Origin of the sequence: Bacillus cereus group sp. BfR-BA-01430, from assembly GCF_022663115.1 — a bacterium.
GTDB lineage: Bacteria > Bacillota > Bacilli > Bacillales > Bacillaceae_G > Bacillus_A > Bacillus_A cereus_BD.
The window spans coordinates 140565-155447 of sequence record NZ_JAKUEW010000003.1; the positions used below are offsets into that span (position 1 = coordinate 140565).

Genomic DNA, 14883 nt, shown 5'->3' on the forward strand with positions numbered 1-14883 from the left:
TTTTTTCAGAAAAAAACATCTGTACCAAAACGGTACAGATGTTTTTACTTACACTTTCTTTTTCTTAAAAAGGTTTGCGATACTTAATGCTAATCCGCCCCAAATCACTATCATTCCAATCACCATCATCATCATTGCTGATACACTCATTATGAAACACCCCGATCTTTCCATTCTTTTTCAAGCTTGGCAGAATCTAAATGTATTTGCGCATTCCATTTTTTCACACTAAGCATGAATGCCACAATAATAAATGCCGCCGCCAAAGACCAGCCATATGTCACAACAAACTGCGTTGGATAATCCCCGTAATTCTTTTGAATATTTTGGATCGTACCATCAATGAGCATGTATCCTAGCATAAGTGGTGTAATAACAAGCAAACTCACCTTCCAAAATGCACCTAACTTAATATCTGATACAAAATTGGCATGATTTTGATAAACCGGTAAGCGACGTAGAATCAGTCCCACTGTCGTAACTTCCGCTAAAGCAATTAAAATTAAACCAAAGTTGTTCGCAAAGTAATCTACAAGATCCAAAAACATGAGTCCACCGCGCGTTGCAAATACAAGCGAAACCAATACGAGAAGCGAACCCATAATTCCAATTGTTTTTTGCCGGCTTAAATTAAACTTTTCAGATACAGCTGCAAAACATACTTCCGCTAGTGAAATAAGCGATGTAATACCAGCTACCGTTAAAGAAAGGAAAAATAACACACCAAAAAATGGTGACATCGGTAATTGATTAATAATTTGCGGAAATACAACAAACGCAAGCCCTACACCAGCAGTAGCTACCTTATCAACCGATACCCCCATATTGTTTGCCATAAAACCAAGAGCAGCAAACACACCAATACCTGCTAACAATTCAAACCCTGAATTTGCAAACCCCGCTATAAAAGCATTATTCGTTGTATCAGAATTTTTCGGTAAATAACTAGAGTATGTGATCATAATTCCAAACGCTAACGATAAACTAAAGAAAATTTGCCCATATGCGGCAAGCCATACTTTTCCATCAAAAATTCGGTTCCAATCTGGCTTAAAAAAAGCATCGAGCCCTTGCATGGCCCCTTCTATCGTCACAGCGCGAACGACAATAATTAAAAACATACATACAAGTAAAGGAATGAAAATCCGATTTACAACTTCAATTCCTTTCTTAACTCCTTTAAACGCTACACCGAGTACGATAATCCAAACAATTGCCAACGGAACTAACACTTCGAGAACAAGACCACCAAATTGTCCTGGCTTATCAGCAACATGCAAATATTCCTTAAATAAAAAGGCTTCCGTGTCCTTCCCCCACGCTCCACTTATAGAGAAGTATGTATAGGAAAGTGACCATGCAATAATAACAGCATAATAGGTTGAAACAATAAAAGTAACTGCCATCTGCCACCAACCGATAAACTCTGCACGCGGATGAATGCGAGAAAACGTAAGTGGTGATGATCCACGATGCCGATGACCAAGTGCAAATTCAAAAGCCAACAATGAAATACCTGTTGTTAATAATGCAAATAAATACGGTAAAAAAAAGGCTCCCCCTCCATTTTCATAAGCTGTATATGGAAAGCGCCATATATTCCCTAATCCAACAGCAGAACCAATTGCTGCAAAAATAAACCCCGCTCTTGAGCCCCATTGTTGCCTTGACTCCATGTTTTCCTTCCCCCTTTATGACAAGTTTATACTAGGATTATATTTTAAATTTACTAAATTATCAATAAATTCTGTAAACTTTTTATAAATATAATTTGATCAACATATTCAACCACTCTCATCTTCCTCTACATGAGTTTGATGCGAGAGTTTCATCGCCTTCGCATAACAGAAAAAAGACCGGATAGATGCCTACTCATCTATCCGGTCTTTCATTTGCTTCAATATTTTCTTTTCCAACCTTGAAACTTGCACCTGTGAAATTCCAATTCTCTCTGCTACTTCCGATTGAGTTTGATCCTTATAATAGCGCAAATATACAATTAAGCGTTCTCGCTCATCTAGTTCTCTTATCGCTTCTTTTAAAGCAATCTTATCAAACCATTTCGTTTCTGTTTGATCCGCAATTTGATCCAAAATCGTAATTGGATCCCCATCATTTTCATATACAGTTTCATGTATAGAAGATGGCGTACGACTTGCCTCTTGCGCCAGAACAACTTCTTCCGGCGTTAGTTCAAGCGCCTCTGCAACTTCATTAATGGTTGGTGCTCTTCCATATTCTTTCGAAAGCTCATCTTTCATTTTTCGAATCTTATTACTCATTTCTTTTAACGATCGGCTCACTTTTACTGAACCGTCATCACGTAAAAAACGTTGAATTTCACCAATAATCATTGGAACTGCATAAGTTGAAAACTTTACATCAAAAGATAAATCAAATTTGTCTACTGATTTCAAGAGGCCGATACAGCCAATTTGAAATAAGTCGTCTGGTTCGTATCCTCGATTGAGAAAACGTTGTACAACTGACCATACAAGGCGCATATTACTTTGAACAATCGTATCTCTCGCCCCTTGATCTCCATCTTGACTTTTTTGAATTAACGCTTTTAACTCGTGATCCTTTAACTGAGGCTTCTTCTTTTCACTTCTGACCTCTATGTCCATAGGCGATTCTCCTTAATTGCATAGAGCGTTACTATTTGATAAATATTTTGTCAAATGGATTGTTGTCCCGAAAGATTCGTTTGAAATAATTTCTACTTCATCCATAAAATTTTCCATGATAGTAAATCCCATTCCCGAACGCTCTAATTCAGGTTTAGTTGTAAAAAGGGGCTGCCGCGCTTCATCGAGATTAAAAATACCAACCCCTTCATCTCGAATCGTAAGTTTCACCATTGCTTCTTCCAAAATTACAGAGATGTAAACAATTCCCTCTGGATCCCCTTCATATCCATGAATAATAGCATTTGTGACCGCCTCAGATACGACTGTTTTAATTTCAGTTAATTCTTCCATTGTTGGATCTAATTGTGCAATAAACGCAGCCACCGTAACGCGAGCAAACGACTCATTTTGACTTAATGCTGAAAATTGAAGGTTCATTTCATTTCTCATCTACGCCACCCCCAATGTCGCGAGCGCATGCGCTTCACTTTCTTCTAAACGAACGATTTTAAATAAACCTGACATTTCAAATAAACGTTTGACAGGAGGTGAAATTGCACAAACAACCATTTCCCCTCCTAAACTTTTTACATGTTTATATCTCCCTAATATAACGCCCAGTCCAGAACTATCCATAAATGATAATTCTTCCAAATTCAATACAATATGATGGACGTTATGTGCTTCAATCATATCGGTCACTCTCGCTCGCAACTCTTCAGCAGTATGATGGTCTAACTCGCCTGCTAACCTAACGCATAAAACATCACGCTTTACTTCTAAATGCATGGAAAGGCTCACACGATTTCCTCCTTATGCTCAAACTTTACTCATTTACATAAGATTTTCGTGAATAGAAATAAGAATCCTTCCTCATGACAAAAGAAGTACTATTTCGCCATAATGTGTAGATTTTATGCCATTATTCTACGTATTTCCTCTATTCCTATCGAATCACACAAAATATTGACTACTATTTTGATGTTGAAAATATCCCAAAGCTTCTTTTAAAAAGTTCCCACCAACTTGCTGCGTCGATATCTTCTTTTGCCACAATGGTCTGTTTGAATAAAACTTCTTTATCTTTTGTAATGACAAGCGTACCAAGTGCATCTCCTTTTTTAATCGGCGCTTTCACTTTCTTTTCAGCAATAATTTCTTTCTTTATCTTGTCCATATCTTCGCCCTTTTTCATAAGAAGAGAAATATTATCTGCTGCAACTAAATCCACTTTTTCTTTTTTACCTTTTCCTACTTGTACGGTCTGAATCTTTTCCCCGCGCTTATATAATTTCTTTGTTGTATATTGTCCAAAAGCATAATCAAGAAGCTTTGTCACTTGACTATTTCTCTCTTTTGATGTAGGCGCTCCCATTACAACAGAAATAACACGCATGCCATTTTTTTCTGCCGATGCTGTTAAACAATATTTCGCTTCTGTCGTAAATCCGGTTTTCACTCCATCTACTCCTGGATAAAAACGAACTAATTTATTTGTATTAACAAGCCAAAACTTTTTATCCGTATCTTCACGTAAATAATCCTCATACTTTCCGGTATATTTACGAATCAGCGGATATTTCATTAATTCTTTCGCTATAATTGCCATATCAATTGCTGTAGAATAATGATTCTTTGCAGGAAGGCCTGTTGGATTTTGAAAATGCGTATTTTTTAAGGCTAGTTCCTTCGCTCTTTTATTCATCATGTTGACAAATCCTTCTTCTGACCCAGCAATATGCTCAGCAACTGCAACAGAAGCATCATTTCCTGATGCAATCGCAATACCTTTTAGCATCTCATTTACCGTCATTTCTTCACCAGGTTCAAGAAAAATTTGCGATCCCCCCATCGAAGCGGCATGTTCACTCGTTCTTACTTTATCTTCTAGCTTTAATTTTCCTTTTTCCACTTGTTCCATAATAAGTAACATTGTCATAATCTTTGTCATACTAGCAGGCGGTAATTTTTCATTTGGATTCTTTTCAAATAAAACTTTACCTGTATCTTGCTCAATTACGATCGCTGACGAGGCTTGTTCTGCTAACTTCGGCTTTGTTTCTTCTATTGCTTTCTCCGATTTTGCAAAACTAACCGAAGTATGAGAAAGCAATAACATGCAACAAACAAGTATTCCAAAAACTCGCTTCATGACTAACCCTCCATTCTATATCAAACCTATTTTTTCCAGTTTTCATATGTTTCATACCATATTTTTCTATCATTTTCTGTTGACAAATTATTTTATTGTATATATTGTATTAAGTGTACTACACACACTAGTACACTTAATACTCATCAGGAAGGAGATATTGCTCTTGCATATTCAACTTGATCCAAGAAGCAGCACTCCGATATGGGAACAAATTGTTCAAAATATAAAAGAACTTATATTAAAAAACATATTAGCTCCAAACGATAAACTACCTTCTGTACGCGAACTCGCTTCTTTACTTATTGTGAATCCAAATACAGTGAGTAAAGCATACCAAGACTTAGAGCGACAAGGAATTATTGAAACATTACGTGGAAAAGGAACGTTTGTCTCCCAATCGATTACACCAACATTAGACGAAAGGAAAATCACTATGGTTGAAAAGCAATTCCAGCAATTATTATTAGAGGCTTCTTACCTTGGGATTACGAAAGAAAAAATTCATGATTGGATTGACGCTTATTATAAGGAGTTAGGAGGAACTACAAATGTTAACAGTGAAAAATGTGAGAAAAACAATTGATGATCAAGTTATTTTAGAGAATATATCTTTTACTTTATCAAAAGGAAGCATTGTTGGATTACTCGGCAGAAATGGGGCGGGAAAAACAACTTTACTTCGAATATTAGTTGGAATTTTAAACCCTGACGAAGGAACCGTTACATATGAAGAAGTAGATGTTCATAAACAACCGGAAATCAAACAAAAAGTGGCCTATGTACCTGATTCAACGAATATTTTAAACGGATATACAGTAAAAGAAATTGTGAAGTTTTACAAAGCAGTCTATAAAGCATTTGATGAACAATATTTCTACCAACTATTAGAGCGCTTTCACTTGCCAAACAAACGGATTCGTAGTTACTCAAAGGGAATGAAAGCTTTACTAGCTATCATTTTAGCTTTTGCTTCAAAAGTTAACTATATCATTTTAGATGAACCAACAAATGGGCTGGATCCTATTGTAAAAAAACAAATTTTACAATTTCTCGTTGAAGAAGTGGCAGAGAAAGAAATGACGATTTTGATTTCTACTCACCATTTAGATGAAGTAGAAAAAATTGCTGATACAATTATCATCTTAAAAAATCATACTATTTCTTCGGTCACCGCATTAGATGATGCAAAAGCACGATATGCAAAAATCCAAGTTGCTTATGAGCGGTCCCTTCCTCAAAAACTAGAAAACTTAAGCAATATTAAAATATTAAATCAAACCGGAAAGGTATATACCATTTTAATAGAAGGAAACGTAGCTGCAACTCTTGAGAAATTTTATAAAGAACAGCCACTTCTTATTGAAGAATTGGCCATGTCGCTTGAAGATATATTTGTTACGACATTTGAGGAGGATGTTTATGTTTCATAAAGCTTTATGGATGCGAAATTGGAAGCAAGGGAAATATGTTGTATCGCTATTCTTTTTTAGCACGCTTTATTTTTTATCTTATAGCTACTATGAAGCTGCTCAGCAACAACTTGCCAATTATCATGAATTTCATGCAAAAGGAACATTCTATTATAACTACTCATTTTTTTCAGCAAATAGCTTTCTACTAACGATTCTTATCATTTCTTTAGCTTGCCTTCTATTAGGGTGGCAACGCCATAATCAATCTAATAACATCCTGATGGCAATGCCTTTTAAAAGAAGTGATATATTTTTATCTAAATGGCTTTTTGGAACATTCGTTATTTCAGGATCACTTCTTATTAACTGGGGCCTTATGTATGCTATTTATAAAACAAGCATTCATTATAATTATCAATCATTTGGCCCATTTCATCGATATTTTCTTTATGCAATTGTTTCATATGTCGCTGTTTATACAACTGCTTTATGTATCGGAACTTTTACTGGCAGTATTGTTTCACAAGTAACTTTTTGTATTCCTTGGTTACTCATGGGACTTACGTTCATTTCATTAAGTCATTCTTTCGTAATCAATCATCTAAATGCACTAGATTACCAAAATCCCCATTTATATGAACAACTTGATGAAATAAATGCAAAAACAAATATCGTTGTACCCATATACAACTTTTCTATTTACTATGATTATGATCCAAAATCACGACAGGAAGATGATAATTCGGCCATTTTGAGAGACCCTGCATCCTATGTATATTATTCAGCAAAATCAATGCTAGTTCCGATTTTCTATACAATTTTCTATTTACTACTTGGCACATTTTTTTACAAACGGTCCCCAAATGAAAATAATCAGAAAATCTTTCTCTTTCAAAAGCACTTACCTATATGGATTGGTGGGACTACACTCTACTTTGCTTTACTAGGTGGTTATAAGCTACACCAGTTTAATTTATTTAGTTACTATATAGGTATCTTTCTAGTTGGGACGATCACCTATTTTATATTATCACGTTTTACAAATTATAAAGTTTTTTAAAGGAGAGATCCTATGTTTCAAAAAGCACTATGGCTACGCACATATCATCAAAGTAAATATATTGTTTGGTTGTTTTGGCTTGTTAGTTTCTATCTCTTATCTTATAAATACTATATGACATCCGCTCAACAATTATATTTTTTAGAGTTAAGTCGTAACTACTGGAAGGAACCGTTCCATTATTATTATAGTCTTTCACTCATAGACCCTATCATTGCCCAGGGTGCTATACTTATTACTTTAGCTTGTGTATTGATAGGTTGGGAACGCCAAAGTCAGTCAATGGATTTTCTTTGGTCTATGCCATTTAAACCTACACATCTCTTTTTCACGAAATGGCTCTTTGGAGTTTGTAACATTATAGTAGTTGTTATGCTAAACTGGGGACTGTTTGGTATTATAAAAAAAACAACTTTCCATAATAAATATCAAATATTTTCTCCTTTCCATACCTATTATATATATATGCTAATTATACTAATTGCTATTTACACACTAGCAATATGCATTGGAGCAATAGCTGGTAATATCATTTCACAAGGATTTATAACAGCGTCGATATTGATTTTACCTTATATTCTCCCAGCAATTATTGTTGCATTTATAACCATTCATACAAATCCAAATAGTTCTTACGATGTCGAAAAAGAGTTTTCATACGGCACAATGTTAGAAAAAATAAGTATTGTTGGACCCGCTCAGCACTTTCGCATTCTGTTTGATTACGATCCACGGAATGCTTATACTGATCATGATGGCGTACGACATGATGAACCAAATTTCACATATATCCCTTCATCTAAAATACTAATTGGTCCACTGGCAAATATACTGATTCTATTACCTATAGGAATATTTTTATATAATAGATCACCTAATGAACTGAATGGGAAAATTTTCATATATTCAAAAATCAAAAAAATATTTTTAGCATGCTCCGTCCTCATTGTTGGACTAATTGGTGGAGCAATCGTACAGAACTATCATTCACTACTTATCTATTACATCGGATTTTTAGGAGCGAGTTTGATTGCCTACTTCCTTTTATCTCGCTTATTAAAATGGAAATTGTCATGGAATGTGAAATAACCTCCTCATCAGAAGGAGGTTATTTCACATTCTCTCTCCGGTCCCCATACTCCTTTTCCTCTTTCATCCTAAATCCATCACCATTTCGTATCAGTTGCTCTGTCGGTGCGGCTACACTTTCTGCAATTTTCCATTTCCCTTGCTCTTTGACAAAAACTTGTAAGAAATAATTCATGCCATTTAATTGATATGGATTTTCTTTTTTCACCTTGTAACGTACGGCGATATAGTATACTGCAATATTTTCTTTTCCAGTCTTTGAAACATATTGAGATAATCTTGGGATATATGTTGCTGCTTTCTGAAATGATAATTTCTTTACTTTCACTAGACTTGAACTTGTTACATTGTGCAGTGTATCTTGATGACGAATATTGTCGCTATGATGAAATAATACCGCATTTTGCATAGAACGAATCCATAATTTTGAATATAACACAGGATTATCATCTGCGATGTACTTTGTTCCTTTTTGCATAACTTGGAGAGGAGTATCCGCATATAACAATGGGGGAAAGCAGAAAAAACTTCCGATCACAATGGCAAACGACATCATTTGCTTCATAATTCTTCCTCCGATACTTTTTAATTAAAGTATCGGAATTTCAAAATATTTTTATTCAAAAAAAGGATAGGAAAGCTTCAGCTCCCTATCCTCAATTTATTATAATATGCGACCAAATAGTTCTAATACCATCTCTATTTCTTGATCGCTCCAATCTTTAAATTTATCTCTATAGTATTCTTTACGTATCGCTTCCAGTTCTTCTGTTACTTCTCGCCCATGTTCTGTAATCTCTAAATACACAATACGACGATCTGAATTCGAACGTTTTCTCGTTACAAATCCCTTTCGCACAAGACGATCTGTTACCGCTGTAATATGGCTGGATGTTACGTTTACCTCATTCGCAATTTGCGAAGCCATTTGTGGACTCTTCAAAAATAATGCACGTAATACAGAGAATTCATTATATGGCATATGCTCTGAAAAACGTGTATTAATATCGGTTTGTAATAAACGTATCATCTTTCGAAATGATACTGATAAATCTAAAATCAGCGCTTCTCTTTGTTCGTTCACTATCCTCGACCCTTTTTCATCATATTTATACATAATTATAATCTATAAATACCTATGTTGTATACGATTTCTTTCTACCTCACCTTCATTCTGTAACTTTTTACATGCAATTTTTAGGTGACTTCATTCATATACATATAAAAAGGACGGTGAAAAGAAATGCAAAGCGGAATGAACCATTATGTACCTAACCTTCGCCATCATAAAGATGATAAAACAGCAACGATTACTGTACAAGGTGAAGGGATTGTTAGAGTGAGACCAAATATTGTTACGTTAACAATTGGTGTTCGAACCGATCATAAAAATGTAAAACAGGCACAAGAAGAAAATGCCATACAATCTAGACAGCTACTTGATGCACTTAAAGCACTTGGCATTGCAGATCAAGACATCGAAACAATTTCCTATACTATTACACCTCAATATGAATATGTGAATGATAAAGCTTTGCTACAAGGATACCGTGTAGAACATTTGTATGAAATTACCGTTTTAAATGTGCAAAAAGCTGGGGAAGTATATGATATAGCTGTCACAAACGGGGCAAATGTAGCCAAAGGATTACGTTTTCAACTCTCTCATCCACATCAATATTATCAACAAGCATTGCTGCAAGCTCTGCAACGTGCAGTAGAAAAAGCTCGTGCTATTGCGAGTACATATAACTTAACTATTAATCCCGTCCCACTCTCGCTTACAGAAGAATCAGCACAACTACCGCGTGAAATGGTGTCTCACACTTCTTTACACGCGCAAGCAGCCCCACCAATTCAAACAGGACAATTAGAAATCATTTCTTCTATTCGTGCTATTTTTACTTATTTATAAATGGATTTCACTTTTAAGTAAACGTTCTCATTTTATTTGTTGTAAAAACATGATGTTCTGATATAATAAAGAATGGTGAGCCCTGAACAAAAGGGATATCACGGGTGGGAGAGGGATATAAAAAAGAAGGTTTAACATGAAAGGAATACTTGAAAGAACATTTAAATTAGACCTACACCACACATCACCAAAACAAGAAATGTTAGCTGGCGTGACATCATTTTTTACAATCGTTTACATTATGATTGTAAATGCATCTATTTTATCTGATGCCGGCATTCCGCTTGAAGCGGGGATTTTGGCAACTGTTTTTAGTTCATTTGTCGGATGTCTTATGATGGCCTTTTGGGCAAACGCACCTGCAATTCTTGTACCAGGTATGGGGGTAAATGCATTCTTTACGTATACTGCTGTTCATACGCTTGGATTAGCTTGGCAAGAAGCGTTGGCAGCCGTTTTCATTGCTGGTATAATTTTTGCCGTAGCTGCGTTTACACCAATTGCTCGCGTGCTATCTTTATCAATTCCAAAATCATTAAAAGAATCCATCACTGTTGGGATTGGTTTATTTCTAGCTTTTATTGGATTACAAAAAGGTGGTTTAGTCGTTTCGAATGCGAATACTACTGTTGCATTAGGTAAATTAAGCAGTCCAATTGTTCTTGCTACACTGCTTACCCTCATTGTAGCTCTTGCTCTATTTATTCGAAACGTACGTGGGAATTTTTTATGGACAATTGCAATTGGAACTGGTATTGCATGGCTATTCGGCCTTGTTGATACGAGTCAGGTAGGCAATAGCTCATTTTCATTTGCAAATTACAGTAATGTATTTGGAGCTATGTCATTCGGAAAACTTTCTTCCTTACCATTTTGGATTGCAACATTCTCTTTAAGCATGGTGCTCATTTTTGAGAATATGGGACTATTACATGGTTTATTAGAAGATGATCGTAAATTCCCACGTGCTTATCAAGCGAATGCCATTTCCGCAATGACATGTGGTCTATTTGGTACAAGTCCAACCGTTTCAACAGTAGAAGGTGCCGCAGGTATTACAGCAGGTGGAAAGACAGGTCTGACGTCTATCGTTACAGGGGTGTTATTCTTCGCATCACTGTTTGCTCTTCCGTTTGTCCAACTCATTCCTGATAGTGCCATTGCACCAATCTTAATTATTATTGGTGGTCTAATGATTACAAGCATTCAAGAAATTCCTCTGAATGATTTTTCAGAAGGATTTCCAGCGTTTCTGATCATTGTTATGATCCCGCTCACATATAGTATCGCCGATGGTATTGCGTTCGGATTTATCGCTTATCCTATCTTAAAAGTTGCTATTGGAAAGCGTAAAGAAGTCGCACCGTCTATGTATATCATTGCATGTTTATTTTTAGCTATGTTCATATTACAAGCTATTAGCTAAAAAACACAGCTGGGGAGTTTCCAGCTGTGTTTTTTATTTAAACCATCCTTTTTTATAAAACCAGGCCATCATTCCGCCGCCTATTAATGCCATAATAGCTAAACAAATAAAATAGCTATACTTCCCCTCTAATTCAGGCATATGTGTAAAGTTCATTCCATATACTCCTGCAATAAATGTTAATGGCATAAAGATTGTTGAGAATACTGTTAATGTTTTCATAATGTTATTCATATGATGTGAATTTAATGAAAAATAACTATCTCGAATATCTGCTGTTAATTCACGGCTCGTCTCAATCATTTCCGTAAGTTTAAGTAAATGATCATGTATATCTTTAAAATAAATTTCATGATCGCTTATACCGTAAAAACGAGTTGAATTTAAAATGCGATACAATAAATCTCGCATTGGGATAATGGTACGTCTTAATTTCGATAAGTCCGCGCGAATTTCAAATACTTCTTCTAGTACACATCCTGCTGTATCCCCTGTTAAATTATCATCGATTGCATTTAAATGATCTTCAATATAATATACAGGTGGAAAATAATCATCAACGATTTGGTCAATAATTGTATGCGCTACATGGAGGGGACTTTTCTTAATACGCTTTCTTTCACCAAGTGTTTTCCACACTCTTTCAATTGCGTTATTATGTGAGAAATGAAATGAAACAATATAACGATCTCCAACAAACAAGTCGATTTCATGTGGTTCTAACCCTTCTTCTCCAAATGCATGAAGAACTAAAAAATTATATCCATCATAAAAATCAACTTTTGGCCTCTGTACATATTCGAGGCAATCTTCAATCGCAAGGGGATGGAATTTAAAATGATCTTGTAAAATATATGTATATTCCTCTTTCGTTGGTTTATATAGATCAAGCCAATACCACATAATATCTTCACGAGATGTTTCCTCTAGTGAAACATCATATAAAATCTCTTCTTTTTTCGTTATTGCACAAATTCTAATCATAATTTCACCCATTACTATTATAAACAAAAAGTAATAAAAAAAGCCAAGGAGAACTCTCCTCAGCTTTTCGCTTATTATTCCGTTACAATACCATGTACTAATGTAGGTGCTTTGACATGATTTTTTGTAATTTTTATATTCTCATAAATCTTCATCTTCACATCTTCTACATGTTCACGGTTTGCATAAATTGTTACAAGCGATTCACCTTGTTTTACGCTATCGCCAACTTTTTTCCGAAGCATAAGGCCGACCGCTAAATCAATTTCAGATTCTTTCGTTGCACGTCCAGCACCTAAAAGCATTGCTGCTGTCCCGATTTCATCTGCCACAATCTCAGATACATATCCGTCTTCTTTTGCTTCAACTTCAATTTTATATTTAGCCTGCGGCAATTTAGAAGGATCATCAATAACTGAAGCATCTCCGCCTTGCGCTGCTAAGAATAATTTAAATGCGTCTAATGCCTTTCCATTATTCATTACTTCAATAAGTTTGTTACGCGCATCTTCTAAAGAAGAGGCTTTACCAGCAAGGTATACCATTTGACTTCCAAGTGTTAAACATAGCTCTTCTAAGTCTTTTGGACCTTTACCTTGCAATGTATCAATTGCTTCTTGTATTTCCAACGCGTTACCGATTGCTTCACCAAGCGGTTGACTCATATCCGAAATAACTGCCATTGTCTTACGGCCTACATTATTTCCAATGCGCACCATTGCTTCCGCAAGACGTTTTGCATCTTCATCCGTTTTCATAAATGCACCCGCACCAGTTTTTACATCTAGAACGATCGCATCTGCACCTGCAGCAATTTTTTTACTCATAATAGAACTTGCGATAAGTGGTATAGAGTTTACCGTCGCTGTTACATCACGAAGTGCGTATAACTTCTTATCAGCAGGTGTTAAGTTTCCGCTTTGTCCAATAACAGCAATTTTATTTTCATTTACAAGGCGAATAAACTCTTCATTTTCAATTTCCACATGGAATCCTGGCACAGCTTCTAATTTATCAATTGTACCGCCAGTATGTCCTAAACCACGTCCAGACATTTTTGCAACTGGTACACCTAAAGCAGCTACTAATGGACCTAGCACAAGTGTAGTTGTATCCCCAACGCCACCTGTAGAATGCTTATCTACCTTTATCCCTTCAATTGCTGAGAGATCAATTGTATCACCGCTATTTACCATTGCCATTGTTAAATCAGCACGCTCTTGTTCATTCATATCTTGAAAGAAAATCGCCATTGCAAAAGAGCTCATTTGATAATCAGGAATATCACCGTTTGTAAATCCTTCAACAATAAAATGAATTTCTTCTGTTGTTAGTGCATGTCCATCACGTTTTTTGGCAATTAGGTCCACCATTCTCATAGTGAGCTCACCCCTTCATTTGTTTTACAATCGCTTTTACCAATGCTAAGAAGTTTGCTTTTACACGTTCTGTTGTTTCAATTACTTCATCATGATGAAGTGGCTGATCTAAAATACCAGCTGCCATATTTGAAATACAAGAAATTCCAAGTACTTTCATACCAGCATGACGAGCTACAATAACTTCTGGCACAGTTGACATTCCTACTGCATCTCCACCTAATGTGCGAAGCATACGAATCTCAGCAGGTGTTTCATATACTGGACCTGTCATCGCGACATATACACCTTCTTGTACTTTAATATTTAACTCTTCGGCAACTTGTTTCGCCATTACACGTAGTTCTTTCGTGTAAGATTCAGACATATCTGGGAATCGCACACCCATTTCAGCATCATTTGGTCCAATTAATGGATTATGTCCCATAAAGTTAATATGATCTGAAATTAACATAAGATCGCCAGGTTCAAATGATGTATTTACACCGCCTGCCGCATTTGTTACAACAACTGTTTCTACACCTAGTTCTTTCATTACACGAACTGGGAACGTTACTTTTTGCATGTCATATCCTTCGTAATAATGAAAACGTCCTTGCATTGCAACTACTGTAACACCTTGAAGTGTCCCAAATACAAGTTGTCCTGCATGTCCCTCTACCGTTGATACAGGAAATTCAGGAATTTCACTATATGGTACTTTCACTGCATTTTCAATTTCATCTGCTAGTACACCTAGTCCAGATCCAAGGATTAATCCAACCTTTGGTGTTTCTTGAAATTTCTCTTTTAAGTATGTTGCTGATTTTGTAATAAGTTCACGATTCATAAAT

17 protein-coding genes are annotated in these 14883 nt (G+C 35.7%); 6 read left to right on the forward strand and 11 right to left on the reverse strand.

The features are described 5' to 3' along the window. Positions 1 to 48: 48 nt before the first annotated feature. The 6 genes from MR058_RS08980 to MR058_RS09005 form a co-directional block, all read right to left on the reverse strand. Positions 49 to 150: a methionine/alanine import family NSS transporter small subunit gene (locus tag MR058_RS08980; RefSeq protein ID WP_242143639.1), complete on the reverse strand. Its 102-nt coding sequence runs from the start codon at positions 148 to 150 to the stop codon at positions 49 to 51. Then, on the reverse strand, positions 150 to 1676 hold the full coding sequence (locus tag MR058_RS08985) for a sodium-dependent transporter (protein WP_242143640.1): 1527 nt from the start codon (positions 1674 to 1676) through the stop codon (positions 150 to 152). Before MR058_RS08985 ends, MR058_RS08980 begins: the two co-directional genes overlap by 1 nt. A 192-nt stretch (positions 1677 to 1868) precedes the next feature. After that, positions 1869 to 2627: an RNA polymerase sporulation sigma factor SigF gene (gene sigF, locus MR058_RS08990; RefSeq protein WP_242143641.1), complete on the reverse strand. Its 759-nt coding sequence runs from the start codon at positions 2625 to 2627 to the stop codon at positions 1869 to 1871. A 12-nt stretch (positions 2628 to 2639) separates the two neighbouring features. Continuing rightward, positions 2640 to 3080 (reverse strand): anti-sigma F factor, encoded by a 441-nt coding sequence (gene spoIIAB / locus MR058_RS08995; RefSeq protein WP_242143642.1) that lies wholly within the window; start codon positions 3078 to 3080, stop codon positions 2640 to 2642. Further along, positions 3081 to 3431: an anti-sigma F factor antagonist gene (gene spoIIAA / locus MR058_RS09000; protein ID WP_242143643.1), complete on the reverse strand. Its 351-nt coding sequence runs from the start codon at positions 3429 to 3431 to the stop codon at positions 3081 to 3083. It lies immediately after the preceding gene. Between the two features lie 172 nt (positions 3432 to 3603). Next, positions 3604 to 4782 carry a D-alanyl-D-alanine carboxypeptidase family protein gene (locus MR058_RS09005; RefSeq protein WP_242143644.1) on the reverse strand — a complete coding sequence of 393 codons (1179 nt, stop codon included), beginning with the start codon at positions 4780 to 4782 and terminating at the stop codon, positions 3604 to 3606. 166 nt (positions 4783 to 4948) lie between these two features. Between MR058_RS09005 and MR058_RS09010 the strand changes: the two genes are divergently transcribed. From MR058_RS09010 to MR058_RS09025, 4 genes are read left to right on the forward strand one after another with little or no spacing between them, the layout of a single operon-like run. After that, positions 4949 to 5368, forward strand: coding sequence for a GntR family transcriptional regulator (locus MR058_RS09010; RefSeq protein ID WP_242143645.1), 420 nt, complete (start codon positions 4949 to 4951; stop codon positions 5366 to 5368). Beyond that, positions 5334 to 6215 (forward strand): ABC transporter ATP-binding protein, encoded by an 882-nt coding sequence (locus MR058_RS09015; protein ID WP_242143646.1) that lies wholly within the window; start codon positions 5334 to 5336, stop codon positions 6213 to 6215. Before MR058_RS09010 ends, MR058_RS09015 begins: the two co-directional genes overlap by 35 nt. Further along, a complete protein-coding gene (locus tag MR058_RS09020; RefSeq protein ID WP_242143647.1) occupies positions 6205 to 7257 on the forward strand; it encodes an ABC transporter permease subunit in 1053 nt (350 codons plus the stop codon). The genes MR058_RS09015 and MR058_RS09020 overlap by 11 nt, the downstream gene beginning before the upstream one ends. A 12-nt stretch (positions 7258 to 7269) precedes the next feature. Continuing rightward, the gene (locus MR058_RS09025) at positions 7270 to 8346 is read left to right on the forward strand and encodes an ABC transporter permease (protein ID WP_242143648.1); all 1077 of its coding nucleotides are present in this window, start codon (positions 7270 to 7272) and stop codon (positions 8344 to 8346) included. Between the two features lie 19 nt (positions 8347 to 8365). Here the strand turns inward: MR058_RS09025 and MR058_RS09030 are convergent, their stop codons facing one another. Both MR058_RS09030 and MR058_RS09035 read right to left on the reverse strand, forming a co-directional pair. After that, the gene (locus MR058_RS09030) at positions 8366 to 8911 is read right to left on the reverse strand and encodes a hypothetical protein (RefSeq protein ID WP_242143649.1); all 546 of its coding nucleotides are present in this window, start codon (positions 8909 to 8911) and stop codon (positions 8366 to 8368) included. A gap of 99 nt (positions 8912 to 9010) precedes the next feature. Then, complete coding sequence (locus tag MR058_RS09035; RefSeq protein WP_242143650.1) at positions 9011 to 9430, reverse strand: MarR family winged helix-turn-helix transcriptional regulator; 420 nt, start codon at positions 9428 to 9430, stop codon at positions 9011 to 9013. Between the two features lie 159 nt (positions 9431 to 9589). Between MR058_RS09035 and MR058_RS09040 the strand changes: the two genes are divergently transcribed. Both MR058_RS09040 and MR058_RS09045 read left to right on the forward strand, forming a co-directional pair. Then, complete coding sequence (locus tag MR058_RS09040; RefSeq protein WP_242143651.1) at positions 9590 to 10261, forward strand: SIMPL domain-containing protein; 672 nt, start codon at positions 9590 to 9592, stop codon at positions 10259 to 10261. 136 nt (positions 10262 to 10397) lie between these two features. Beyond that, a complete protein-coding gene (locus tag MR058_RS09045; protein ID WP_242143652.1) occupies positions 10398 to 11687 on the forward strand; it encodes an NCS2 family permease in 1290 nt (429 codons plus the stop codon). Between the two features lie 33 nt (positions 11688 to 11720). Here the strand turns inward: MR058_RS09045 and corA are convergent, their stop codons facing one another. The 3 genes from corA to MR058_RS09060 form a co-directional block, all read right to left on the reverse strand. Continuing rightward, positions 11721 to 12683, reverse strand: coding sequence for a magnesium/cobalt transporter CorA (corA, locus tag MR058_RS09050; protein WP_242143794.1), 963 nt, complete (start codon positions 12681 to 12683; stop codon positions 11721 to 11723). A gap of 62 nt (positions 12684 to 12745) precedes the next feature. After that, the gene (locus MR058_RS09055; RefSeq protein WP_242143653.1) at positions 12746 to 14050 is read right to left on the reverse strand and encodes a pyrimidine-nucleoside phosphorylase; all 1305 of its coding nucleotides are present in this window, start codon (positions 14048 to 14050) and stop codon (positions 12746 to 12748) included. A 7-nt stretch (positions 14051 to 14057) separates the two neighbouring features. After that, positions 14058 to 14879: a purine-nucleoside phosphorylase gene (locus MR058_RS09060; RefSeq protein ID WP_048721756.1), complete on the reverse strand. Its 822-nt coding sequence runs from the start codon at positions 14877 to 14879 to the stop codon at positions 14058 to 14060. Between the last annotated feature and the right edge of the window lie 4 nt (positions 14880 to 14883).

Bases quoted from the DNA above. Each gene is read 5' to 3' on its own strand.
- MR058_RS08980 (WP_242143639.1), bottom strand. From the start codon at position 150: ATGAGTGTATCAGCAATGATGATGATGGTGATTGGAATGATAGTGATT.
- MR058_RS08985 (WP_242143640.1), bottom strand. From the start codon at position 1,676: ATGGAGTCAAGGCAACAATGGGGCTCAAGAGCGGGGTTTATTTTTGCA.
- sigF (WP_242143641.1), bottom strand. From the start codon at position 2,627: ATGGACATAGAGGTCAGAAGTGAAAAGAAGAAGCCTCAGTTAAAGGAT.
- spoIIAB (WP_242143642.1), bottom strand. From the start codon at position 3,080: ATGAGAAATGAAATGAACCTTCAATTTTCAGCATTAAGTCAAAATGAG.
- MR058_RS09005 (WP_242143644.1), bottom strand. From the start codon at position 4,782: ATGAAGCGAGTTTTTGGAATACTTGTTTGTTGCATGTTATTGCTTTCT.
- MR058_RS09015 (WP_242143646.1), top strand. From the start codon at position 5,334: ATGTTAACAGTGAAAAATGTGAGAAAAACAATTGATGATCAAGTTATT.
- MR058_RS09020 (WP_242143647.1), top strand. From the start codon at position 6,205: ATGTTTCATAAAGCTTTATGGATGCGAAATTGGAAGCAAGGGAAATAT.
- MR058_RS09025 (WP_242143648.1), top strand. From the start codon at position 7,270: ATGTTTCAAAAAGCACTATGGCTACGCACATATCATCAAAGTAAATAT.
- MR058_RS09030 (WP_242143649.1), bottom strand. From the start codon at position 8,911: ATGAAGCAAATGATGTCGTTTGCCATTGTGATCGGAAGTTTTTTCTGC.
- MR058_RS09040 (WP_242143651.1), top strand. From the start codon at position 9,590: ATGCAAAGCGGAATGAACCATTATGTACCTAACCTTCGCCATCATAAA.
- MR058_RS09045 (WP_242143652.1), top strand. From the start codon at position 10,398: ATGAAAGGAATACTTGAAAGAACATTTAAATTAGACCTACACCACACA.
- corA (WP_242143794.1), bottom strand. From the start codon at position 12,683: ATGGGTGAAATTATGATTAGAATTTGTGCAATAACGAAAAAAGAAGAG.
- MR058_RS09055 (WP_242143653.1), bottom strand. From the start codon at position 14,050: ATGAGAATGGTGGACCTAATTGCCAAAAAACGTGATGGACATGCACTA.
- MR058_RS09060 (WP_048721756.1), bottom strand. From the start codon at position 14,879: ATGAATCGTGAACTTATTACAAAATCAGCAACATACTTAAAAGAGAAA.